At 64.8% G+C, this 21,867-nt stretch carries 22 protein-coding genes; 18 read left to right on the top strand and 4 right to left on the bottom strand.

Features of this window, described 5'->3' with window-relative positions; translation table 11 throughout:
• Positions 1-89: 89 nt before the first annotated feature.
• Both AB4Y34_RS25825 and AB4Y34_RS25820 read left to right on the top strand, forming a co-directional pair.
• Positions 90-980 carry a BadF/BadG/BcrA/BcrD ATPase family protein gene (locus AB4Y34_RS25825; RefSeq protein ID WP_368717626.1) on the top strand — a complete coding sequence of 297 codons (891 nt, stop codon included), beginning with the start codon at positions 90-92 and terminating at the stop codon, positions 978-980.
• Positions 981-1,027: 47 nt separating this feature from the next.
• On the top strand, positions 1,028-1,849 hold the full coding sequence (locus tag AB4Y34_RS25820) for a Cof-type HAD-IIB family hydrolase (protein ID WP_368717625.1): 822 nt from the start codon (positions 1,028-1,030) through the stop codon (positions 1,847-1,849).
• A gap of 99 nt (positions 1,850-1,948) precedes the next feature.
• Here the strand turns inward: AB4Y34_RS25820 and AB4Y34_RS25815 are convergent, their stop codons facing one another.
• The 3 genes from AB4Y34_RS25815 to aqpZ form a co-directional block, all read right to left on the bottom strand.
• The gene (locus AB4Y34_RS25815) at positions 1,949-2,242 is read right to left on the bottom strand and encodes a PXPV repeat protein (RefSeq protein ID WP_176109961.1); all 294 of its coding nucleotides are present in this window, start codon (positions 2,240-2,242) and stop codon (positions 1,949-1,951) included.
• A 287-nt stretch (positions 2,243-2,529) separates the two neighbouring features.
• Entirely contained in the window at positions 2,530-3,297 is a 768-nt protein-coding gene (locus AB4Y34_RS25810; protein ID WP_368717624.1) for a histidine phosphatase family protein, read from the bottom strand.
• A 173-nt stretch (positions 3,298-3,470) separates the two neighbouring features.
• Complete coding sequence (gene aqpZ, locus AB4Y34_RS25805; protein ID WP_368717623.1) at positions 3,471-4,211, bottom strand: aquaporin Z; 741 nt, start codon at positions 4,209-4,211, stop codon at positions 3,471-3,473.
• A gap of 285 nt (positions 4,212-4,496) precedes the next feature.
• On the opposite strand from aqpZ, the gene AB4Y34_RS25800 reads away from it, so the two are divergent.
• Entirely contained in the window at positions 4,497-4,799 is a 303-nt protein-coding gene (locus AB4Y34_RS25800) for an H-NS family nucleoid-associated regulatory protein (RefSeq protein ID WP_013090908.1), read from the top strand.
• Positions 4,800-5,094: 295 nt separating this feature from the next.
• Here the strand turns inward: AB4Y34_RS25800 and AB4Y34_RS25795 are convergent, their stop codons facing one another.
• Positions 5,095-6,159 carry a glycosyltransferase family 4 protein gene (locus tag AB4Y34_RS25795; RefSeq protein WP_176124460.1) on the bottom strand — a complete coding sequence of 355 codons (1,065 nt, stop codon included), beginning with the start codon at positions 6,157-6,159 and terminating at the stop codon, positions 5,095-5,097.
• An 803-nt stretch (positions 6,160-6,962) separates the two neighbouring features.
• On the opposite strand from AB4Y34_RS25795, the gene flhD reads away from it, so the two are divergent.
• The 15 genes from flhD to AB4Y34_RS25720 all read left to right on the top strand — a co-directional run bounded on the left by flhD (position 6,963) and on the right by AB4Y34_RS25720 (position 21,726).
• Positions 6,963-7,283, top strand: coding sequence for a flagellar transcriptional regulator FlhD (gene flhD, locus AB4Y34_RS25790; RefSeq protein WP_176109964.1), 321 nt, complete (start codon positions 6,963-6,965; stop codon positions 7,281-7,283).
• Positions 7,283-7,933 carry a flagellar transcriptional regulator FlhC gene (gene flhC, locus AB4Y34_RS25785; protein WP_176109965.1) on the top strand — a complete coding sequence of 217 codons (651 nt, stop codon included), beginning with the start codon at positions 7,283-7,285 and terminating at the stop codon, positions 7,931-7,933. Before flhD ends, flhC begins: the two co-directional genes overlap by 1 nt.
• Before the next feature lie 136 nt (positions 7,934-8,069).
• Positions 8,070-8,930, top strand: a complete 861-nt coding sequence (motA, locus tag AB4Y34_RS25780) for a flagellar motor stator protein MotA (RefSeq protein ID WP_176109966.1) — start codon at positions 8,070-8,072, stop codon at positions 8,928-8,930.
• Between the two features lie 22 nt (positions 8,931-8,952).
• The gene (gene motB, locus AB4Y34_RS25775; RefSeq protein ID WP_176109967.1) at positions 8,953-9,963 is read left to right on the top strand and encodes a flagellar motor protein MotB; all 1,011 of its coding nucleotides are present in this window, start codon (positions 8,953-8,955) and stop codon (positions 9,961-9,963) included.
• Positions 9,964-10,046: 83 nt separating this feature from the next.
• Positions 10,047-10,424 (top strand): response regulator, encoded by a 378-nt coding sequence (locus tag AB4Y34_RS25770; protein ID WP_176380048.1) that lies wholly within the window; start codon positions 10,047-10,049, stop codon positions 10,422-10,424.
• 96 nt (positions 10,425-10,520) lie between these two features.
• Entirely contained in the window at positions 10,521-12,860 is a 2,340-nt protein-coding gene (gene cheA, locus AB4Y34_RS25765; protein ID WP_368717622.1) for a chemotaxis protein CheA, read from the top strand.
• Between the two features lie 78 nt (positions 12,861-12,938).
• Positions 12,939-13,472 (top strand): chemotaxis protein CheW, encoded by a 534-nt coding sequence (locus AB4Y34_RS25760; protein WP_176124465.1) that lies wholly within the window; start codon positions 12,939-12,941, stop codon positions 13,470-13,472.
• A gap of 39 nt (positions 13,473-13,511) precedes the next feature.
• Positions 13,512-15,374 carry a methyl-accepting chemotaxis protein gene (locus tag AB4Y34_RS25755; RefSeq protein ID WP_368717621.1) on the top strand — a complete coding sequence of 621 codons (1,863 nt, stop codon included), beginning with the start codon at positions 13,512-13,514 and terminating at the stop codon, positions 15,372-15,374.
• Between the two features lie 204 nt (positions 15,375-15,578).
• Positions 15,579-16,541 carry a CheR family methyltransferase gene (locus AB4Y34_RS25750; protein WP_368717620.1) on the top strand — a complete coding sequence of 321 codons (963 nt, stop codon included), beginning with the start codon at positions 15,579-15,581 and terminating at the stop codon, positions 16,539-16,541.
• Positions 16,538-17,251 carry a chemoreceptor glutamine deamidase CheD gene (cheD, locus tag AB4Y34_RS25745; RefSeq protein WP_176367764.1) on the top strand — a complete coding sequence of 238 codons (714 nt, stop codon included), beginning with the start codon at positions 16,538-16,540 and terminating at the stop codon, positions 17,249-17,251. Before AB4Y34_RS25750 ends, cheD begins: the two co-directional genes overlap by 4 nt.
• A 5-nt stretch (positions 17,252-17,256) precedes the next feature.
• Positions 17,257-18,345: a chemotaxis response regulator protein-glutamate methylesterase gene (locus tag AB4Y34_RS25740; protein WP_368717659.1), complete on the top strand. Its 1,089-nt coding sequence runs from the start codon at positions 17,257-17,259 to the stop codon at positions 18,343-18,345.
• Between the two features lie 61 nt (positions 18,346-18,406).
• Positions 18,407-18,802 carry a chemotaxis response regulator CheY gene (gene cheY, locus AB4Y34_RS25735; RefSeq protein ID WP_018418782.1) on the top strand — a complete coding sequence of 132 codons (396 nt, stop codon included), beginning with the start codon at positions 18,407-18,409 and terminating at the stop codon, positions 18,800-18,802.
• A gap of 1 nt (position 18,803) precedes the next feature.
• Positions 18,804-19,514, top strand: coding sequence for a protein phosphatase CheZ (gene cheZ / locus AB4Y34_RS25730; RefSeq protein WP_176109974.1), 711 nt, complete (start codon positions 18,804-18,806; stop codon positions 19,512-19,514).
• A gap of 335 nt (positions 19,515-19,849) precedes the next feature.
• The gene (locus tag AB4Y34_RS25725) at positions 19,850-20,395 is read left to right on the top strand and encodes a DUF2844 domain-containing protein (RefSeq protein ID WP_176380052.1); all 546 of its coding nucleotides are present in this window, start codon (positions 19,850-19,852) and stop codon (positions 20,393-20,395) included.
• 14 nt (positions 20,396-20,409) lie between these two features.
• Entirely contained in the window at positions 20,410-21,726 is a 1,317-nt protein-coding gene (locus AB4Y34_RS25720) for a DUF3443 domain-containing protein (RefSeq protein ID WP_368717619.1), read from the top strand.
• Positions 21,727-21,867 lie beyond the last annotated feature (141 nt).

Below are 21,867 nucleotides of genomic sequence, written 5' to 3'. Positions count from 1 at the left end.
ACGCCGCAAGCTGGCCAATCGGCTAATTGCGCGATTCAAACTGACCTGCCACCCTAAGCGTTATTCACCCACGGAACTGATTCGATTCGATGAACCACGACTTCTTTCTGATCGGCGTCGACGGCGGCGGCACCGGCACGCGCGTCGTGCTCGGCGATGCGCAGGGCCGCGAACTGGCGCAGGCGGCAAGCGACCCATCGGGCCTCGGGCTCGGCATCCCGCGCGCATGGCAGTCCATTCAGGCCGCCTGCGGCGAAGCGTTCGAGCGAGCCGGAGTCGCGCTGGACTGGTCGCGCTGCGTGCTCGGTTGCGGACTTGCGGGCGTCAACAATCGCGACTGGCTCGCCGAGTTTCACGAGCAGGCGCCGCGGCTGGCCGGACTGGCCGTCGAATCCGACGCCTACACGACCTTGCTCGGCGCGCACGAAGGCGCGCCCGGCGTGATCGTCGCACTCGGCACCGGCAGCGTCGCGGCCTCGCTTGCGAGCGACGGCGAGTTCCGCATGGCCAGCGGCTACGGCTTTCCGTCAGGCGACGAGGCGAGCGGCGCGTGGCTCGGCCTCCGGCTGATCGTGCACGCGCAACAGGCGCTAGACGGCCGGGCGCCCGTCGACGATCTCGCGCATGCGTTGCTCGCGCATACGGGCACTCAGGATCGCGACAGCCTGGTCGTATGGCTGTGCGCGGCGAATCAGACTGCCTACGCGCGGCTCGCACCGATCGCGATCGAACACCGCGCACATCCGTTCGCGGCACGCTTGCTCGGCGAGGCCGGCGTCGAAGTCGGCAAGATGATCGCCGCGCTGGACGCGACGGGCGTGCTGCCGGTCGCACTATGCGGAGGCCTCGGCGCGCCGCTGCGCGAGTACGTGCCCCAGGCGTATCAGGCGCGCCTGCGCGAGCCGCGGGCGGATTCGGCGCATGGCGGCTTGCAGCTGGCGCGGCGCGAGGCGCAGCGGCTGGCCGGACGACACCTGTAAAATATCCGCTTTGACGCTGCCTCGACGGCTCGCCCGCCGGACTCACCATGTATAAAGTCATCGCCACGGATCTCGACGGCACACTGCTCAACGCCGATCACCAGGTAGACCCGTTCACGGTCGCCACGGTGCGCAAGCTCGAAAGCGACGGGCTGCAGTTCGTGATCGCCACGGGGCGGCATTACTGCGACGTCGCGGGCATCCGCGATCTGCTCGGCATCAATCCGTACCTGATCACGTCGAACGGCGCGCGGGTTCACGCGCCTGACAACACGGTGATCCACGCCGACGATCTGCAGCCCGCGATCGTCCAGCGTCTCGTGCAGCCAGAAATTGTCGGCGCGCATGGTCGCGTGATCGTCAGTCTGTTTGCAGACGAGGCGTGGCTGATCGATCGTGACGCGCCCCATCTGCTGGAATTTCACCAGGACTCTGGCTTCACGTACGAAGTGACCGACCTGCCGAAGCACGATGGCGTCGACATTGCCAAGGCGCTGTATATCGGCGATCCCGCTGATCTCGCGCAGGTTGCCGCCAATCTGGAACGCGAATTCGGCGAGCGGCTATACGTGACGTATTCGTTGCCGGATTGTCTCGAAGTGATGACCGCGAATGTGTCGAAGGGGCGCGCGCTGCAGATCGTGCTCGAGCGACTCGCTATCGACGCGTCGCAGTGCGTCGCGTTCGGCGACAACATGAACGATATCGATCTGCTCGAGACGGCCGGCCATCCATTCATGATGAACAATGCCAATCCCGATCTGATCATGCGTCTGCCGCATGTGCCGCGCATTGGCAACAATTTCGAGGCCGGCGTTGCGCATCATCTGCGCAAACTGTTTGCTCTCAACGACGAACTGGCGTCCTGAACCGCAATCACTCAAATTGAAGGCGGCCCGCATCCACACTCGCGTGGATGCGGGCCGCAGAAGTTGCTCGCGGAGCGTGATGCACTCCGCTTACGCCCGTCAATCCCGCCAGCCGCGGTGCTCACCGCGATAGTCATGGCCCCAGCGACGATCGTCGTGACCCCAGCCGCGGTCATCGCGGTGATAGTCGCGGTAGTAGTCGCCGCGCGGATAGCGATGATCCCAGCCGCCGTAATACACCGGCTCCGGCGCGGCGTAGACGCGCGCGGGCGCGGCATAAACCGGAGCGCCGAGCGATAGGCCGACGCTCAGATCCGTATGCGCCTGCGCGACACCGCATGCGCCCGCCGCGAGTCCGGCAGCAACCAGCAAGTGAGTGACGATGCGTTTCATGTTGGTCTCTCCTGTGAGGCGACGTAGGTTTGTCGCACAGGACCAATGTACGCACTCGAGCCGGGGCGGACTGCGACCAGATGTTACGGACTGCAAGCATCGTCGAAGTCAGCGAAGGCAGGCATAAAGATCGCGCGGACGTTGCGCGCAGACACCTCACTTCGTTGGCAGCCGCGCCCCACGGGGCTTTGCGGCCGGCCAATTCAAGCAGGCAGGCGGCTCGTCGCCCACGCTTGTCGCTTGATGCACCAGCACACGTAATCGCGGCTTACATCTGTTTTACCCTATTAATCCGCCGCAGGCGCCGAAGCGTTCGAACTGGCGGAAGAGGCCGTCCCTGCCGAAGACGCCGGCTCTGCGGGCAACGCCGCACAAGGGCAATCGGTCGCCCGCCCATCGAGCCCTTCGCGATCGTGCCTGAAGCTCGCGCGCGGCGTGCCGTTCTGCCAGTCGAGTCGGACGATGTAAATGCTGTCGAAGTCGTCGCTTTGCCATTTCGGCACGTCGGCCGCGCGACCGCCATGCGCGTTCAACATCTGCCGCAACAGCTTCTCGATCAGCTTGTGCTCCCACGCAATCAGGATCAGCTTGCCGCGATTGGCCGGGTCGACGAGCGCGGTGCCGAGCTGGTCGATCTGCCCAAAGCCGTACGGCGTTTGCACCGGCATCTGGAATTGAATCGCGGTCGGCTCGATCGTCGCGAGCGGGCGCACGTAATAGTACGGATGACCGCCGTCGTCTTTTTGCTGGCCAGGGTCGGGCGCGTAGATCGCATCGGGTTTGCCGAATTTGGCGGCGATCACGGCTGGCAACGCGAGCGCACGGTTGAGCCCCTGGCAGTCTAGCTGGCCATAGCCTTGCGCGGGTTTCTCGCCATGGCGAACGAATACGAGGGTTTCGATATTGCCGCCCGCCGCAGCCGTGGCGGGAGCGGCCGCTGCGACGACAGTCGCCGTGCTCGTCGCCGCGTACGCGGCCGGCGACGTCAACGTGCTCACGCACAAGCCGCCGAGCGAGAGGGCGACGCCTTGCAGGAATCCGCGGAAACGGTTCATCGAAAGCACCTGTGCGAGGCTGGGAAGTCGCCCGATTCTAGCAGCGGTGCTCTCCGGCACGCGGTCGCCGCGGAATTCATATCGCATTGGCGCTCGCAATGAATAACGGGCGCCGGGGCGCCCATTCATGCGAACTACGCGACGATCACGCGACCGACGCGCCGAACCGGCCGTCAGTCGAGCGCCAGCTTGCGCGCATCGTTGCAGCGATCCTCGGCGATCAGCGGATAGACGACTCCCGCGATCACCGCTCCGATGATCGGCGCAGCCCAGAACAGCCACAGCTGATCGATCGCCGCGCCGCCGACGAATAGCGCCGGGCCCGTCGAACGCGCCGGATTGACCGACGTGTTGGTGACCGGAATCGAGATCAGGTGGATCAGCGTCAGGCACAGGCCGATCGCGATGGGCGCGAAGCCGGCCGGCGCGCGGCGATCGGTCGCGCCGAGGATCACGAACAGGAAGAAGCCCGTCATCACCACTTCGCAAACGAAGGCGGCGGCGAGCGCGTAGTGCCCCGGCGATTGCTCGCCGTAACCGTTCGTCGCGAAGCCGCTCGCGACCAGGTCGAAGCCCGGCTTGCCCGACGCGATCAGCGACAGCACGAATGCACCCAACACCGCGCCGACTACCTGCGCGGCGATATAGGGCAGCAGATCGCGCACCGGAAACCGGCCGGCGACGGTCAGGCCGACGCTCACCGCCGGATTCAGGTGACAGCCCGAAATGTGGCCGATCGCAAAAGCCATCGTCAGCACGGTCAGGCCGAAGGCCAGCGACACGCCGACGAAACCGATGCCCAGACCATGAACCGGCCCGGCGAAGTTAGCGGCGAGGACCGCGCTGCCGCAGCCTCCGAGCACGAGCCAGAAGGTGCCGAACAGTTCGGCAACGAGGCGCTTTGACAACTGCATGTTTGGTGATCCTAAAAAGAATTGGCACTTCAGAAGCACGCATCGAAAAGGGCGAGTACGTACGTTGAGCGCGCAATTCTAGGTAGGCAGCGCCAAATCAGGTGTCAAGGATTGTCAATCTGGACAGAATTTATAAACTATTACGAGATAAAGCGCGTGTTTTACAATTCACACGCTTTAATAATTATCAGAGGAAAATTCGCTAAACCGGTATTAGTGGCCATTGCGAATTTCTATAATTGCAGCTAGTCTGCGGTCGAATGAGTTCTAGAAAGGGAGAACCGAATGTCTCAATACGCAGACCTCAAGGCGCAGATAGCCAAATTGCAGGCACAGGCAGAAGAAGCGCGACGCACGGAAATCGACAATGTCGTTGCCGACATCCGCCAAAAGATCGCCGAATACGGTCTGACCGCGCAGGATCTCGGTTTCGCGGTCGCCGCCAAGCGCGGCCGCCCGCCCAAGAAGACGCCGCTGCCGGCGAAATATCAGGACCCGAAGTCGGGCAATACGTGGAGCGGGCGCGGCAAGCCGCCCAAATGGATCGTCGGCAAGAATCGCGAGCGCTTTCTGATTGGCTCGGCCTGATGTCCGCCCGAGGTGACGCGGTGCAAGCGGTCTGAAGGGTTTTTTGCCGTTTCGGCTTAATCGCTCCGCGCTAATCCGCGGTGGAAGCGCCACCATCGCAGTATTAAAAAAGCCACCCATACAGGGCGGCATTTTTCGCGTCCGGCGGCGAGAATGACTTCGTTTTCCGGTCCCGCAAACGATACCGGTGCCGGATTCGTCCGCTATTGGGCGTTATCAGCGAAGGTTCACAGCGCTGCTTCAAAGCGGACCGAAAACGGCCGGCCGTAAAAGCGCCGGCCGTTTTCAAGCGCGCTTAGCCGACCGCGACTTGGCGCAATACCGGGCGCCGCGACGTTTCAATCAAGGCCGAATAGCCGTCGACATAGTTCTGCGCCATCGTTTTCGAACTGAAGCGGCGTTCGAACTGGGCGCGGATTTCTGTGCGCGACAGCTCGTCCAGACGCTGCAGAGCCGCTACCGCGCCTTGCACGTCCTCGACGATATAGCCGGTCACGCCGTGGTCGATCACTTCGGGCACCGAGCCGCGGTTGAATGCGATAACCGGCGTGCCGCAGGCCATCGACTCGATCATCACGAGGCCGAACGGCTCCGACCAGTCGATCGGGAACAGCAGCGCCTTCGCGCCCGACAGAAACTCGGGTTTCTGCGCCTCGTTGATTTCGCCGACGAACTCGACATGCGCCATCGACAGCAGCGGCTCGATCTCGCGCTTGAAGTACTCCATGTCGACCTTGTCCACCTTGGCGGCGATCTTCAGCGGCAGACCGCTTTGCGCGGCGATCTTGATGGCTGTATCGACGCGTTTTTCCGGGCAGATGCGGCCGAGGAACGCGAGGTATTCGGGCTTTTTGTGCGGCTGCGGCGTCAGCAACTGGTCCGGCAGACCGTGATAGACCGTGCTGAGCCAGTTGGCCTGCTGCAGCGGCAGACGCTGCGAATCCGAAATCGACACGACCGGCACATGCGAGAACGCGTCGAACACCGGCTGCAATTCTGGCAGGTCCAGGCGCCCGTGCAGCGTGGTCACGAACGGAGTGTCCATCGTCGTGAAGAGCGGGAACGGCATGTAGTCGAGATGGAAGTGGAGCACGTCGAACTCGTGCGCGACCTTGCGGACCTTTTCCATCATCAGCACGTGCGGCGCCAATGCATCGCGAATCGTCGGATCGAGGCGCAGCGCGCGCGGCCAGCACGCCTCGAGATTGGCGGACGTGACCGAGTCGCCGCTCGCGAACAGCGTGACGTCATGGCCCAAGTCGACGAGCGCCTCGGTCAGATACGACACGACACGTTCGGTGCCGCCATAGAGTTTCGGTGGGACAGCTTCGTAGAGCGGCGCGATTTGTGCGATTCGCATGCGTTTTCTCCTGTATCGATCGGAGTTAGCGCGAGGGGCGCTGACCCGAATCACATGCAGATTTTTGACACTCACCGGGGCTTCGCACGACGGCGGGATCGCTCGAGGTACGTAGGCCTAACGGGCGGTTGGGCGCGGTTTCTCCCCGCCCGAAGGGTGGTCCGAAATAGGTATCGGGTAATCCCTTAGCCTCCATTATCGGGATCGACCGCGGTAATTCGAGTCATTTTTCAAACGCTTAATGTTGTTACAGCGCGAAACATGGACCGTTACAGCTTAGGCTCACGGTCTCATCGCAACCGCTCCCCATAATGGGCAAACGCAAGTGCGCCGGCTCAATCGAACGGGCAACAGGCGAAATGGACCGTAGCAAGCGGCGGACCCGGGGGTCGGATGAAGGGGAAAAGCGGCTGACCGAGCCTGATGGCAGGCGGGTGAAAACGTCTTATAATTCTTTCTCACCGTTTTACGGTGCGGCGGTGAAGTTCTGAAAACTCACCAACCGGTACACGCCGCAACCGTCAAAAATTCCCAGCCCGCATCATCAGCCCCGCCCAGCGCCTCAATTCGTCCCAATCTGGGCTTCGACGCGTCCTGCGTTGTAGGAATAATTCCTACACAAATGACGGATTAATCCGTCATCCAGGTGGGGTGTCTCTCCGATTTTCGGGTGTGCCCCCTTTCGAGACAATGCTTGCAAGACCAAAGACGAGGCGAATCGCGCGGGTTCAGCGCGCGCGTTCGAGCAAACGTTTCCGCAAAAAAAATCGGCCTGACCAGCCGGGCATACGAACGGGGGAATCATGAGCACGACGAGCCACATGCTCAGTGAGATCAGGGAAGTCAATCTGTCCTATCTGCTGCTCGCACAGCGTCTGCTGCGCGAAGACAAGCCGATGGGCATGTTCCGCATGGGTATTTCGGACCAGCTGGCCGACGTGCTCGCCAATCTGTCGTTGGCGCAGACCGTCAAGCTCGCGGCGTCCAACCAGATGCTATGCCGCTTCCGCTTCGACGATCACGCGGTGCTGTCCGCCCTCGCGGACAAGGACAAGTCGAGCGCGATCGCGCAGGCTCATTCGGCGATCCTGATGGCGAGCCAGCCGGTCGAGCAGCTCGGCTGATGGCCAGCAAGAGCGTCGTACTCGAAGCCCGGGAAATCACCCTCGCGATCGAGCTGATCGAACTGGGCGCGCGTCTGCAATTGCTGGAGGCGGAAACCAGCCTGTCGCGCGACCGGCTCATCAAGCTGTACAAGGAACTGAAAGGGGTGTCGCCGCCCAAGGGCATGCTGCCGTTTTCGACCGACTGGTTCATGACCTGGCAGCCGAACTTTCATTCATCGCTGTTCTACAACATCTACCGTTTCATGGCCGGCTACGGCGGCTGCCGCGCGATCGAATCGATCGTGAAGAGCTACCGGCTATATCTGGAACACGTGCAGTTGCACGACGACGAGCCGGTGCTCAGTCTCACGCGCGCTTGGACGCTGGTGCGCTTCTTCGACTCGGGCATGCTGCAGCTGAGCGCCTGTCGCCGCTGCGGCGGCCATTTCGTCGCGCACGCGCACGATCCGCAGCACGCGTTCGTTTGCGGGCTGTGCCAGCCGCCGTCGCGCGCGGGCAAGACGAAAAAGGCAGCACAAACGCGGGCCGAGCGGCAAACCGCCGTCGCCGGAATCCCGGCCGAGGTGCCGCAAGTGGCCGACACGCGGGCTCACGAGGTCCGCTGCACCGCTCCCACGCTCGACATCCTCGTCACCGCCGAAGTTTGAGCGGCACACGTTGAGGCAGCGCAAGCCTCTGGTTTACACCGGACGCGAGCGCCGTCTTTTTCCCCAAAGTTTTCCGCCTCGGTGCCGTAAACCTGACTAACGACGGTGACCGTCGCATTTTTGTGAGGGCTCGGCAGTGCTGATATTCGTGGGAACACTCGTGACGCTGTTGTCCGTCTTCGGCGGTTACGCGCTGGAAGGGGGCCATCTCGGCGCGCTGCTGCAACCCGTTGAGGTGCTGATGATCGCCGGCGCCGGACTTGGCGCGTTCATTCTCGGTAACGGGATGAAGACGATCCGGGCGACACTGCGCGTCATTCCGACCCTGTTCAAGGGCGCGAAGTACAACAAGGACGTCTACATGGAGCTGATGGGGCTCCTGTACGTGCTGCTCGCGAAAGCGCGCAAGGAAGGCACGCTGACGCTCGAGGCCGACATCGACGATCCGTCGAAGAGCCCGATCTTCACGCAGTACCCGAAGATCCTCGCCGACAAGCACATCATCGAGTTCCTGACCGACTACCTGCGGCTGATGGTCGGCGGCAACATGAATGCGTTCGAGATCGAAAGCCTGATGGACGAGGAGATCGAGACGCACCACCAGGAAGGCGAGGCGCCCGCCCAGGCGCTGAGCAAGGTTGGCGACGCGATGCCGGCGTTCGGTATCGTCGCCGCGGTGATGGGCGTCGTGCACACGATGGCCTCGGCCGACAGGCCGCCCGCGGTGCTCGGCGAGATGATCGCGCAGGCGCTGGTCGGCACCTTCCTCGGCATTCTGCTTTCGTACGGGCTGATCGGACCGCTCGCGAGCGTCGCCGAACAGCGCGTGACCGAGTCCACCAAGATGTTCCAGTGCATCAAGGTGACGATCCTCGCGAGCCTGAACGGCTATGCGCCGGCGATCGCGGTCGAGTTCGGCCGCAAGGTGCTGTTCTCGACCGAGCGCCCGTCGTTCGCCGAGCTCGAAGAGCACGTGCGCCGCGTCAAGGCGAAATAAGGCGGCGACGGGAACCGAATCGATGAGCAGCAAGGACAAAGACCGCGCAATCGTTGTCAAGCGCTCGGCGCCGAAGAAGCATGGTCATCACGGTGGCGCATGGAAGCTCGCCTACGCGGACTTCATGACCGCCATGATGGCGTTCTTCCTGCTGATGTGGCTGCTGAGCTCGGCCTCCACCGTGCAGTTGAAGGGCATCGCCGAGTACTTCAACCAACCGCTGAAGATCACGCTGTGGGGCGGCGACCGCAGCGCCGAAGACTCGAGCATCCTGAAGGGCGGCGGGCGCGACATCTCGACCGACGCGCAGGGCGTGACCCGCTCGACCGACGGCAGCAGCAACCGCGCCGAGCGCACCGCGTCGCGCAACAACGAGGAAGCGGTGAAGCAGTTGCAGGGCGAGCTCGAACGCCGCGAGCAGGTGCGCCTGCACGATCTGCAGGTCAAGCTGATGGCCGCGATCGAGGCGAACCCGGTGCTGCGCCAGTTCAAGCAGCAGATCCGTATCGACTCGACCCTGACCGGCCTGCGCATCGAGATCGTCGACTCGCAGAAGCGGCCGATGTTCGCGACGGCGCGCGACGTCGTCGAACCGTACATGCGCGACATTCTGCGCGAGATCGGCCACACGCTGAACGACGTGCCGAACCGCATCATCGTCCAGGGCCACACCGACGCCGTGCCGTACGCGGGCGGCGAGAAGGGCTATAGCAACTGGGAGCTGTCCGCCGACCGCGCGAACGCGTCGCGGCGCGAGCTGGTCGCGGGTGGCATGGACGAAGCGAAGGTGATGCGCGTGCTCGGTCTCGCGTCGACGCAGAATCTGAACAAGGCGGACCCGCTCGATCCGGAGAACCGTCGCATCAGCATCATCGTGTTGAACAAGAAGTCCGAGGCGGCGCTCGATCACGACGATTCGACGACCACCACGCTGTCGGACGACGCAGCCGGCTCGAAGCCGCTGCTGCAAAAACTTGCGCAGCCGGTGACGGTTGCACCGAAGTTGCCGGCGGCGGCGCCGCCGGCAAAGTAACAGACCGCGGCCGCCGGGCCGGGGCCCGCGCCCGAGCGGCGCACCCCGGCAGGCGGCCCAGTGTTTAGCGCAGCGAGGTTTTCATGATCAGGCACATCCTGGCAGTCGACGATTCGGCATCGATGCGGCAGATCCTCGCCGCGACGCTGACGGGCGCCGGCTATGAGGTCACGCTCGCGGCGGACGGTAACGAAGGGCTCGAAAACGCGCTCGCGATGGCGTTCGATCTCGTGTTGACCGACCAGCACATGCCCGGCAAGACCGGTCTCGATCTGATCACCGCGTTGCGCGGAAATCCGGCCTATCAGGCGACGCCCATCCTCGTCCTCACGACGGAATCGGGCGAACCCTTCAAAGAGGCGGCGCGCGCAGCGGGCGCGACCGGCTGGATCGAAAAGCCGCTCGACCCGGACATGCTGACCGAGCTGGTGGCGGCGCTGGCCGAACCGGAGCCGGATTGATCCGCGCAATCAATACCTTTAGACCCAGTACAGATAGCTCTCGACGCGCCTCTCCGGCAACTCACGCCAGACAGGCACTCTCGCGGTGAACCAGGCATGACACTCGACATCACACAGTTCTATCAGACGTTCTTCGACGAAGCGGACGAACTGCTCGCGCAGATGGAGCAATTGCTGCTCAATCTCGACGTGGCCCGCCCGGACCCCGAAGACCTCGCGGCGATCTTTCGCGCCGCGCATTCGATCAAGGGCGGCGCGGCGACGTTCGGCTTCACCGCGCTCACCGAGACCACGCACATTCTCGAGTCGCTGCTCGATCGCGCGCGCAACAACGAGCTGGTGCTGCGCAAGGACATGATCGACACGTTCCTCGAGACCAAGGACGTGCTGTCCGGCCAGCTCGCCGACTACCGCGCGAGCGCCGAGCCCGACGCCGAGGTGGCGCGTGCGATCTGCGCGAAGCTCGAGCAGCTGCACGCGGAAAGCCGCATGGGCGGAGCGCCGGCAGCGGCAGCCGTCCAGACCGCGCCGGCCGCGGCGCAGCCGCCGGCAACGCAAACAACAACAGCAACAACCGCGGTACAGCAGCAAGGCGGCACCCCGCCCGAGCACGTCGTCGAACAGGCGGTGCAAATGGCGGGCGAATGGATGGACGGCGAACCGGCACAGACCGGGCAGGCCGCGGGCACGGACGACAGCGCCGGCCCACATCTGAAAATTACGCTACGGGGCGTGGGAGAGAAAGACCAGGAACTGCTCGCCGAAGAGCTGGGCAACCTGGGCAATATCGTCGGGCAGGTCAAGAGCGGCGGCGATCTGATGCTGTGGCTCTCGAGCGACGTACCCTCCGACGACATCATCGCCGTGTGCTGCTTCGTGATCGACGAAAGTCAGATCACGATCGGCCGTGGCACCGCGCCGGCGGACGACGCGCAGCAGGGCGAACCTGGAACGCCCGCCGCTGCCGCCGTTCCGACGCCGGCGCAAAGCGCGCCTGTCGCCCCCGCCGCTCCCGCGGCGCAAGCGCAGGCGCAGCCGGTGGTTCATGCGGAGCAGGCGGCATCGTCGGCTCCGGCGGCTCACGCCGCTGCGCCGGCAAGCGCGGCCAGTCACACCGACAGCATCGAGCCGCCGCCAGCGCCGCCCGCGGCGGCTCCGGCGGCAGCCAAACCGGCTTCGGCCGGGTCCGCCGAACACGACCGCAAGGCGACCCGCCCGGCCGCCGCGGCGGCGGCCGGCGAAGGCAGCTCGATTCGCGTCGGCGTCGAGAAGGTCGATCAGCTGATCAACCTGGTCGGCGAGCTGGTGATCACGCAGGCGATGCTCGCGGAGACCACCAGCACGTTCGATCCGGCGCTGCACGACCGGCTCTTCAACGGCATGGCGCAGCTCGAGCGCAACGCGCGCGATCTGCAGGAAGCGGTGATGTCGATCCGCATGATGCCGATGGATTACGTGTTCAGCCGCTTCCCGCGTCTGGTGCGCGATCTCGCGGCGAAACTCGGCAAGGAGGTCGAACTCGTCACCTTCGGTCAGGCGACCGAACTCGACAAGAGCCTCATCGAACGGATCATCGATCCGTTGACGCACCTCGTGCGCAACAGCCTCGACCACGGCATCGAAACCGTCGAGGCACGGCGCGCGGCGGGCAAGGATTCGACCGGTCAGCTGGTGCTGTCGGCCGCGCACCACGGCGGCAACATCGTCATCGAGGTCAGCGACGACGGCGCGGGCCTGCGTCGCGACAAGATTCTCGCGAAGGCGGCCAAGCAGGGCATGCAGGTCAGCGAAACGATGACCGACGAGGAAGTCTGGAACCTGATCTTCCTGCCGGGCTTCTCGACCGCCGAGCAGGTCACCGACGTGTCCGGCCGCGGCGTCGGCATGGACGTGGTGAAGCGCAACATCCAGTCGATGGGCGGTCACGTCGAAATCACGTCGCACGCGGGCAAGGGCAGCACCACGCGGATCGTGTTGCCGCTCACGCTGGCGATTCTCGACGGCATGTCGGTGAAGGTCGGCAACGAGATCTTCATCCTGCCGCTGAACTTCGTGATGGAGTCGCTGCAGCCGCAAGCCGAAGACATCTACACGGTCGCCAACGGCGAGCGCGTGGTGCGCGTGCGCGGCGAATACCTGCCGCTCGTCGCGTTGCATGAAGTGTTCAACGTGTCGGAGGCGAAGCAGGAGCCGACCCAGGGCATCGTCACGATCATGCAGACCGAGGGACGGCGCTTCGCGATGCTGATCGACGAACTCGTCGGCCAGCAGCAGGTGGTCGTGAAGAATCTGGAAACGAATTACCGCAAGGTGCACGGCATTTCCGCGGCGACCATTCTGGGCGACGGCAGCGTCGCGCTGATCGTGGACGTCGCGGCGCTGAACCGCGAATCGCGTCATGCGCATGGGCATGCGCAGGCGATGAGCCTCGCGTGACGCATGCAGCAAACGCCTCAATGACAGACATCGCAACACAACTTCAACTCAATTTATCCCAACCGTTTGGGGGCTAACGTGGCAGAAGTCCAATCCATCAATTCGAGCGTCGCAAATGCGAGCGGTACGAATGGCCGCCGCGACGCGCAGGCGGACGCCGGCGGTCAGGAATTCCTCGTCTTCACGCTCGGCGCGGAAGAGTACGGCATCGACATCCTGAAGGTGCAGGAAATCCGCGGCTACGACAACGTGACGCGCATCGCCAATGCGCCCGAGTTCATCAAGGGCGTGATCAACCTGCGCGGCATCATCGTGCCGATCGTCGACATGCGGATCAAATTCCATCTGGGCCGCGTCGAGTACGACCATCAGACCGTCGTGATCATCCTGAACGTCGCGCATCGCGTGGTCGGGATGGTCGTGGACGGCGTCTCGGATGTGCTGACGCTGGCGGTCGACCAGATCATGCCGGCGCCGGAATTCGGCGCGACGCTGACGACCGAATACCTGACCGGCCTCGGCACGGTCGACGGCCGCATGCTGATCCTGATGGACATCGAGAAGCTGATGACCAGCTCCGAGATGGCGCTGACCGAGACGCTCGGCATCTGACGGCAGGCAGTAACGGAACCCGGCACAAGGAGCATCAACATGCTGAGCAGGTGGTCGATCCGCACATCGCTGACGATGGTGGGGATTCTTCTGGTGACGCTGACCGTGGCGGTCGGCGCGCTCGGGCTGACCGCGCTGAATCGCGCGAGCGGCTCGCTCGATCGCATCGCGCGCGGCGAACTGGTCGCGATTCATGCGCTCGACGACGCGTCAGCGTATCTGCTGCGCTCGCGCATCGCGATCGAACGCTTCAACACACTGACGGCGGCCGGCAACGCGGACGAGGCGAAGAAGGCACTCGATCGTGCGCAGGAGCTGCTCGGCAAGAGCAATCAGAGCTGGCAGGCGTATCTCGACGCACCGAAGCACGGCGTCGAGCAGCCCTTGCTCGACGATGTGCTCGCGAGGCATACGACGGTGATGCACGACGGCGTCGACGTCGAATTCGCCGCATTGAACGCGAACAATCTCGACGCATATCACGCGGTCGCGGACACCAGGATCAGCCCGATGTTCATCGCCTACGACGCGGCGGCGGCCGCGGTGATCCAGGCGCTGCAGCAGAGCGTGGCCGATCAGGAGGCGAGCGCGCAGTCGAATACATCGCTGATGATCACGCTGATCAGCGTGATCACGGCGTTCGCGCTGCTGGTGGTGGTCGGCATCAGCTTCGCGCTGCGCGGGCTCATCGTGCAGCCGCTGAAAGACGCGACCGCATGCTTCGAGCGGATCGCCGCGGGCGACCTGTCCACCCCGGTCGAGGCATTCAGCAACAACGAAATCGGCCGCCTGTTCGCGGGCATCAAGCGGATGCAGGAAAGCCTCGCGACGATGCTGCGCGCGGTGCGCAGCGGCACCGAATCGATCGACACCGGCGCACGCGAAATCGCAATGGGCAACACCGATCTGTCGCAGCGCACCGAGCAGCAGGCGGCGTCGCTGCAGGAAACCGCGTCGAGCATGGATCAGCTGACCGGCACCGTGCGGCAGAACACCGAGAACGCGCGCCAGGCGAGCCAGCTCGCCGTCAACGCGTCGGACATCGCGACCCGCGGCGGCGAGGTGGTGAGCCAGGTCGTCACGACGATGCAGGAGATCGCGACCAGTTCGAACAAGGTCGTCGACATCATCGGCGTAATCGAGGGCATCGCGTTCCAGACCAACATCCTCGCGCTGAACGCGGCGGTCGAAGCCGCGCGGGCCGGCGAACAGGGCCGCGGCTTCGCGGTGGTCGCGGGCGAAGTGCGCAGCCTCGCGCAGCGCAGCGCGAGCGCCGCCAAGGAGATCAAGGAGCTGATCGGCGATTCGGCCGACAAGGTGAAGAGCGGCTCCGAGCTGGTCGGCCGCGCCGGCACGACGATGGACGAAATCGTCCAGGCGGTGCGTCGCGTGACCGACATCATGGGCGAGATCAGCGCGGCGTCGGAAGAGCAGTCGAGCGGCATCGAGCAGGTCAATCGCGCGGTCGTGCAAATGGATTCGGTCACGCAGCAGAACGCGGCGCTGGTCGAACAGGCGGCCGCCGCGGCGGCGTCGCTCGAAGATCAGACGCGGCAGTTGCAAGCGGTGCTGAGTGGCTGGAAGGTGGCCGGCGGCACACCGGCGCGTCAGAGCGCACCGGCGACACCGCGTTCGCAAGCCTCCGCGCAGGTCGCCAAGGCGGCACGGCAAGCAGCGAGCGCGGCGACTCCGGTGCACCCGGCCGGCGCGAGCAGCGAAGTGAAGGCAACTGCTGCGGTCCCGGCGGCCCCGAGCCAGCACGATGCAGCCGCACGCGTCGAACCGGCCTTGAAGTCCAGGCCGGCCGCAGCAGCGGCTCGCGCGACGACCGACACGCCCGCGCGCGCCGCTCCGGCGAGCACGGCGAAGGCAAGCTCGGACGCGGACTGGGAAACGTTTTAGGCAACGGCAGAGTGATATGTGGTCAACCGGCATCGCGCCCGCGGATGGGCGAAGCATCGAAGCACGCGCAGCACGCGTGTCGCGAGCCGGCCGTATGTCGATGGTACTTGCGGGAGGGCGCGACCCCGCGAAGACAATTCCTACCACCCAGCCAGTGCGGCTGGGCGGCGAGCGTGATGGCTCATATCGCAGACAGGAATTTTGATGATGGCAACGCGCGCAACACAACGCCCCGTGCGGGCGGCACCTGACGGCATGGAGCCGGCCAGGTCCGTCGAGACGGGACGCGATTTCGAATTCACGGCGGCGGATTTCGCCCGCATCCGCGATCTGATTCATCGCGTGGCGGGCATCTCGCTGTCGGACCACAAGCGCGACATGGCGTATAGCCGCCTCGCGCGACGCTTGCGGGCGCGCGGCATCGATACGTTCCGCCAGTATCTCGATCTGCTCGAAGCGGAAAACGATCCGGCCGAGTGGGAAGCGTTCACCAATGCGCTGACCACCAACCTGACCGCGTTCTTCCGCGAAGCCCATCACTTTCCGATCCTCGCCGAGTTCGTGCCGCGCCGTTCGCAACCGGTGTCCGTGTGGTGCTCGGCGGCATCGACCGGCGAGGAGCCGTACTCGATCGCGATGACGCTGATCGAAGCGCTCGGCGAGACCGGCGCGCGCCAGGCATCGGTGCTCGCGACGGACATCGACACCCAGGTGCTCGCGAAGGCCGAGGCCGGCGTCTACCAGTTCGATCAGGTCAAGCACCTGTCGCCCGAGCGCCTGAAGCGCTTCTTCCTGAAGGGCACGGGCGCGCACGCGGGGATGGTCAAGGTGCGTCCCGAGGTGCGCGCGCTCGTGCGCTTCGAGCAACTAAATCTGACCGATCGCGATTACCAGTTGCGCACGCAGTTCGACGCGATCTTCTGCCGCAACGTGATGATCTATTTCGACAAGCCGACGCAGGCGCAGGTGCTGGCGCGCTTCGAGCCGCTGGTGAAGCCGGGCGGCCTGCTGTTCGCCGGCCATTCGGAAAACTTCACGTACGTGACGCAGGCGTTCCGCCTGCGCGGCCAGACCGTCTATGAACTGACGCGGGACGCCAGCGGCGCGCGCGCGCCGTCGCGCGCCCACGCGCATGACGCGCTTCAATCGAGCGGGGTGGCCGCATGAGCAGCACGCTGCCGATCGCTACCAACCTGTACTACGACAACCACTTCCAGCGCCCCGGCGTGAAGCTGTTGCCCAACGAGTTCTACACGACGAGCGAAGACATGGTGCTCGTGACCGTGCTCGGCTCGTGCGTCGCGGCCTGCATTCAGGACCGCACCGCGGGCATCGGCGGCATGAATCACTTCATGCTGCCCGACGACGGCGCCGATCTCGCGCAGGCCGCGTCGGACTCGATGCGCTACGGCGCCTACGCGATGGAAGTGCTGATCAACGAACTGATCAAGGCGGGCGGCCGGCGCGAGCGCTTCGAGGCCAAGGTGTTCGGCGGCGGCGCGGTGCTCGCGGGTATGACGACGATGAACATCGGCGATCGCAATTCGGAGTTCGTGCGCCGCTATCTGGCCACCGAAAAGATCCGCATCGTCGCCGAGGACCTGCAGGGCTCGCATCCGCGCAAGGTCGCGTTCATGCCGCGCACCGGTCAGGTGATGGTGAAGAAATTGCGCTTGCAACAGGAAGCGGGCGTCGCCGAGCGCGAACAGGCGCTCGTGCGGCAGAGCGCCGAAGCGCGCGCCGAGCGGCTCGCCGCGGCGCGCAGCCGGGTCGAGCTGTTCGCGAAGCCGGCCGCCGCGCGGCCGAAAATCGAACTGTTCGGCGCGAGCCCGCGCCCGACTTATTCCAACAACGCCAGAACCACAGAGGAGGCGTGAGCGCTGTGCAAAAGATCAAGGTATTGTGCGTCGACGATTCGGCGCTGATCCGCAGCCTGATGACCGAGATCATCAATGGCCAGCCGGACATGACGGTGGTGGCGACGGCGCCCGATCCGCTCGTCGCGCGCGAGCTCATCAAGCAGCACAACCCGGACGTGTTGACGCTCGACGTCGAAATGCCGCGCATGGACGGCCTCGATTTTCTCGAGAAGCTGATGCGTCTGCGGCCGATGCCGGTCGTGATGGTGTCGTCGCTGACCGAGCGCGGCAACGAAATCACGCTGCGCGCGCTCGAACTCGGCGCGGTCGATTTCGTGACCAAGCCGAAGGTCGGTATTCGCGACGGCATGCTCGACTACGCTGAAAAGCTCGCCGACAAGGTTCGCGCGGCGGCCCGCGCACGCGTGCGCCAGGCCGCGCCCGCGCAGCAGGCGGCTGCGCAGGCGACGCATGCGCCGGTCGGCTCGGCGCCGCTCTTCAACAACCCGCTGCTCAGTACCGAGAAGCTGGTCATCGTCGGTGCGTCGACGGGCGGCACCGAGGCGATTCGCGAAGTGCTGGTGCCGCTGCCGCCCGATGCGCCGGCGGTGCTGATCGCGCAGCACATGCCGCCGGGCTTTACGAAATCTTTTGCGCAACGCCTCAATGGTTTGTGCCGGATTACCGTTAAAGAAGCAGAGCACGGCGAGCGGGTGCTGCCGGGGCACGCGTACATCGCGCCTGGCCACGCGCACCTGTTGCTCGCGAGGAGCGGTGCGAACTATATTGCGCATCTGTCCGACGACCCGCCGGTGAATCGGCATCGTCCGTCGGTCGATGTGCTGTTCCGCTCGGCCGCGCAGCATGCGGGCAAGAACGCGGTCGGCGTGATTCTGACCGGCATGGGGCGCGACGGCGCGGCCGGTCTGCTGGAGATGAGAAAGGCCGGTGCCTACACGCTGGCGCAGGACGAGGCGAGCTGCATCGTGTTCGGCATGCCGCGCGAGGCGATCGCTCTCGGTGCGGCCGACGAAATCGCCTCGCTGCCGGACATGAGCCGGCGCGTGATGGCGCGTTTGTCGTCGATGGGTGACCGCGTTCAGCGGGTATGATGCGTGCCGGATGGAATGACGCGGTTCAACGCCGCAACATGGATCAAGCAAAGGGAAAGAAATGGACAAGGGAATGAAGATTCTGGTGGTTGACGATTTTCCGACGATGCGCCGGATCGTCCGCAACCTGCTGAAGGAACTGGGCTACTCGAACGTCGACGAGGCGGAAGACGGCGCGGCCGGTCTCGCGCGTCTGCGCAGCGGCAGCTACGAGTTCGTGATCTCGGACTGGAACATGCCGAACCTCGACGGCCTCGCGATGCTGAAGGAAATTCGCGCCGACGCGAGCCTCGCGCATCTGCCGGTGCTGATGGTGACGGCCGAGTCGAAGAAGGAAAACATCATCGCGGCGGCGCAGGCCGGCGCGAGCGGTTACGTCGTCAAGCCGTTCACGGCCGCGACGCTCGACGAGAAGCTCAACAAGATCCTCGAGAAGATGGCGAAAGCCGGGAGCTGACGTGACGCCGCCGACCCAAACGCCTGGCGCCGAAGCGGGCAGCGATAGCGGCGACTTCGCGTCGGACCGCATCCTTGCTCGCATCGGTCAACTGACGCGCACGTTGCGCGATTCGATGCGCGAACTCGGGCTCGACAAGCACGTCGAGCGAGCGGCCGAAGCCGTGCCCGACGCGCGCGACCGGCTGAAGTACATCGCCAACATGACCGAGCAGGCCGCCGAGCGCGTGCTGTCGGCGATCGACATCGCGAAGCCGATCCAGGAGCAGTTGCAGAAAGATGCATGCACGCTCGACGCGCGCTGGGAGCAGTGGTACGCGGCGCCGATCGAACGCGAGGAAGTGCGCGCGCTGATGAACGACACGCGCACCTTCCTGCGCGGCGTGCCCGACTCGACCAGCGCGACCAACTCGCAGCTGATGGAGATCATGCTCGCGCAGGACTTCCAGGATCTGACTGGCCAGGTGATCAAGAAGATCACCGAGGTCGTCTATCTGATCGAGCAGCAACTGCTCGGCGTGCTGGTCGAGAACATCGCGCTCGAACGGCGCGAGCAGTTCGCGGCGCACGCGGCGGCTCTGAAGGCCGAGGTGTCGTCGACGGGCAGCCCCGAGCATCTGCTCAACGGTCCGCAGATCAATCCGGAAGGCAAGACGGACGTGGTCCAGGATCAATCGCAGGTCGACGATCTGCTCGCGAGCCTCGGTTTCTGAGTAAACGATTCGGCCCGGCAGGCGCCGGGCTGGTGCTTTCTCCGCGATTTACGCCAAACACGCGGTCAATCGGCACCGACTCCCCATCTTCCTTACGATTTCCTGCTAGTAGTAGGCGGTAAGTCGCACGTGCGGGCGCACCTTGCGCCGGCTGTAAGAATCCGCAGGCATACTACGAGGTCAAAGCGGTACGGCACCCGGCCCGCGCAACGCCGGGCAGTCGCGTGGCGAGGAGATCCCTCGGCATTGCGGCCGCGGTGGCGCCGTATCATCTGCCTATAAGCGGCCGCTTCGTGTAACCGGCGAAGCGTGCCGCGGCCCGGAAGGAGCTTCTCATGTGGAGTCGTATTGGTCGCGCCGGAATCACGGCGCTCGTGTTGCCATGTTCGTTACTGGCCCTGACGGCCGCGCAATCAGCCCATGCGGCGCTGGGCAGCGCGCCGCTTACCCCCCCGTCCGACGCGTCGGTGTCGTCCCGCGTGGTGCAGCCCGCCAGCGGATCATCGCAAAGTGTGATGCGTTCTCAAGCGAGCGGGGCATCTTCCACCTCTTCCACACCCGCTTCCTACACGGTACGCGAGACCACGTTCGGCAACGGCACCGTGGTGCGCGAATATCTGAGCACGAGTGGCGCGGTATTCGGCATTGCGTGGCGTGGTCCGCAAATGCCCGATCTCACTGATCTGCTCGGCAGTTATTTCCCGCAGTACGTGGCCGGCGTGAAGGCCGCTCGGGCCGCGCGCGGCAACGCGCGGGGGCCGGTCGCCGTGAACGACGGCAACATCGTGGTGCATTCGGGCGGCCACATGGGCGCGTTCAGCGGCGTCGCGTGGCTCCCGTCAGCGCTGCCGGCCGGCGTCAGCGGTTCCGACATCCAGTAACGGCGAGGACGACGATGCGAATCATGCTCACGACCGCGAATCTGAAAGGCTGGATGCAGGCCATGCTTGCCGTGCTGCTGGCGGCGACGCTCGTCGCCTGCGGTGGAGGCGGCAGTGATGACAACTCCAGTTCCAACAATGGCGGCGGCACGTCGAACGGACTGAACGGCGGTTCGCTGCCGCCCAGCCCGACCCAGCAGCCGATTGCCGCGAACGCGTCGAACACGGTGCCGATCACGGTCGGCCGGGGCGTGGCCGGCGTCATCAACATTCCGACCGTCAGCGTGACGATCTGCGCGCCGGGCTCGACCACCAACTGCCAGACCATCAACAACATCCAGCTCGACACCGGCTCGTTCGGCTTGCGCGTGGTCAGCTCGGTGCTCAATTCGACGCTGCTGGGCGCGCTGCCAAACAGCACACTCGGCAGCGGCGGCCCGCAGCTCGCCGAGTGCGCGACGTTCGCGGACGGCTTCACGTGGGGCTCGGTGCGCACCGCGCTCGTGACGATCGGCGGTGAAACGACGACCGGCGCCATCCCGCTGCAGATCATCGGCGACAAGCCCACGAGCACGGTACCCACGAGCGGCTGCGGCAGCGGTTCGCCCCAAAACACGGTCAGCGATCTGGGCGCCAACGGCATTCTCGGCGTCGGCACCGCGCTGACCGATTGCGGCGCGACTTGTGCGAACCCGGCGACCGCGGCGACCTACAGCAACTACTTCGCCTGCCCGAACGGCACGTCGTGCACGCGCACCGCGGTGCCGCTCAACCAACAGGTGGCCAACCCGGTCGCGAACTTCCCGCTCGACAACAACGGCGTGATCGTACAGATGGCACCCGTGTCGAACTTCGGGCAGGCGTCGGCGACCGGCACGCTGGTGTTCGGCATCGGCACGCAGGGGAACAACTCGCTTGCGGCCGCGCAGGTCTTCACGACCGGCCCATTCGGCGATCTCGACAACAGCAGCTTCAACGGCACGACGGTCCAGGCGTTCCTCGATTCCGGCTCGAACGGCTATTTCTTCACCGATGGCTCGATCACGCTGTGCGGCAGCCAGTTCCCGGGCTTCTATTGCCCGTCGTCGGCGCAAACCCGCACGGTCACGCTGGTGGGATTGAACAAGGTATCGGCGGTCGCGAGCATCGGCATTCTGAGTGCGCAGACGCTGTTCGCGAACGGCAGCAACTTCGCGTTCAACAACCTCGCCGGTCAGATCAGCGGCAACGCCAGCTTCGACCTCGGTCTGCCGTTCTTCTACGGCCGCCACGTCTACTACCACCTCGATCAGACCGCGAGCGGCGGTCCCTCCCCGTTCGTCGGCTACTGAAGCCGCACGTCTATCCAATGCCGGACGGCGCGCGTGAGATACGCGCGAGCCGTCCGGTCATCTGTCGAAATACCCCGGTTTCTCCTTCTTTATCCGCCGATCGGCGCTTGCGTCGAGCAGGAATAATCGCTCTCACTGGAA

It is taken from the genome of Paraburkholderia sp. BR10954, from assembly GCF_040965775.1.
GTDB lineage: Bacteria > Pseudomonadota > Gammaproteobacteria > Burkholderiales > Burkholderiaceae > Paraburkholderia > Paraburkholderia youngii.
This window is presented reverse-complemented; position numbering and strand designations above follow the sequence as displayed.

Bases quoted from the DNA above. Each gene is read 5' to 3' on its own strand.
- AB4Y34_RS25825 (WP_368717626.1), top strand. From the start codon at position 90: ATGAACCACGACTTCTTTCTGATCGGCGTCGACGGCGGCGGCACCGGC.
- AB4Y34_RS25820 (WP_368717625.1), top strand. From the start codon at position 1,028: ATGTATAAAGTCATCGCCACGGATCTCGACGGCACACTGCTCAACGCC.
- AB4Y34_RS25815 (WP_176109961.1), bottom strand. From the start codon at position 2,242: ATGAAACGCATCGTCACTCACTTGCTGGTTGCTGCCGGACTCGCGGCG.
- AB4Y34_RS25810 (WP_368717624.1), bottom strand. From the start codon at position 3,297: ATGAACCGTTTCCGCGGATTCCTGCAAGGCGTCGCCCTCTCGCTCGGC.
- aqpZ (WP_368717623.1), bottom strand. From the start codon at position 4,211: ATGCAGTTGTCAAAGCGCCTCGTTGCCGAACTGTTCGGCACCTTCTGG.
- AB4Y34_RS25800 (WP_013090908.1), top strand. From the start codon at position 4,497: ATGTCTCAATACGCAGACCTCAAGGCGCAGATAGCCAAATTGCAGGCA.
- AB4Y34_RS25795 (WP_176124460.1), bottom strand. From the start codon at position 6,159: ATGCGAATCGCACAAATCGCGCCGCTCTACGAAGCTGTCCCACCGAAA.
- flhD (WP_176109964.1), top strand. From the start codon at position 6,963: ATGAGCACGACGAGCCACATGCTCAGTGAGATCAGGGAAGTCAATCTG.
- flhC (WP_176109965.1), top strand. From the start codon at position 7,283: ATGGCCAGCAAGAGCGTCGTACTCGAAGCCCGGGAAATCACCCTCGCG.
- motB (WP_176109967.1), top strand. From the start codon at position 8,953: ATGAGCAGCAAGGACAAAGACCGCGCAATCGTTGTCAAGCGCTCGGCG.
- AB4Y34_RS25770 (WP_176380048.1), top strand. From the start codon at position 10,047: ATGATCAGGCACATCCTGGCAGTCGACGATTCGGCATCGATGCGGCAG.
- cheA (WP_368717622.1), top strand. From the start codon at position 10,521: ATGACACTCGACATCACACAGTTCTATCAGACGTTCTTCGACGAAGCG.
- AB4Y34_RS25755 (WP_368717621.1), top strand. From the start codon at position 13,512: ATGCTGAGCAGGTGGTCGATCCGCACATCGCTGACGATGGTGGGGATT.
- AB4Y34_RS25750 (WP_368717620.1), top strand. From the start codon at position 15,579: ATGATGGCAACGCGCGCAACACAACGCCCCGTGCGGGCGGCACCTGAC.
- cheD (WP_176367764.1), top strand. From the start codon at position 16,538: ATGAGCAGCACGCTGCCGATCGCTACCAACCTGTACTACGACAACCAC.
- cheY (WP_018418782.1), top strand. From the start codon at position 18,407: ATGGACAAGGGAATGAAGATTCTGGTGGTTGACGATTTTCCGACGATG.
- AB4Y34_RS25725 (WP_176380052.1), top strand. From the start codon at position 19,850: ATGTGGAGTCGTATTGGTCGCGCCGGAATCACGGCGCTCGTGTTGCCA.
- AB4Y34_RS25720 (WP_368717619.1), top strand. From the start codon at position 20,410: ATGCGAATCATGCTCACGACCGCGAATCTGAAAGGCTGGATGCAGGCC.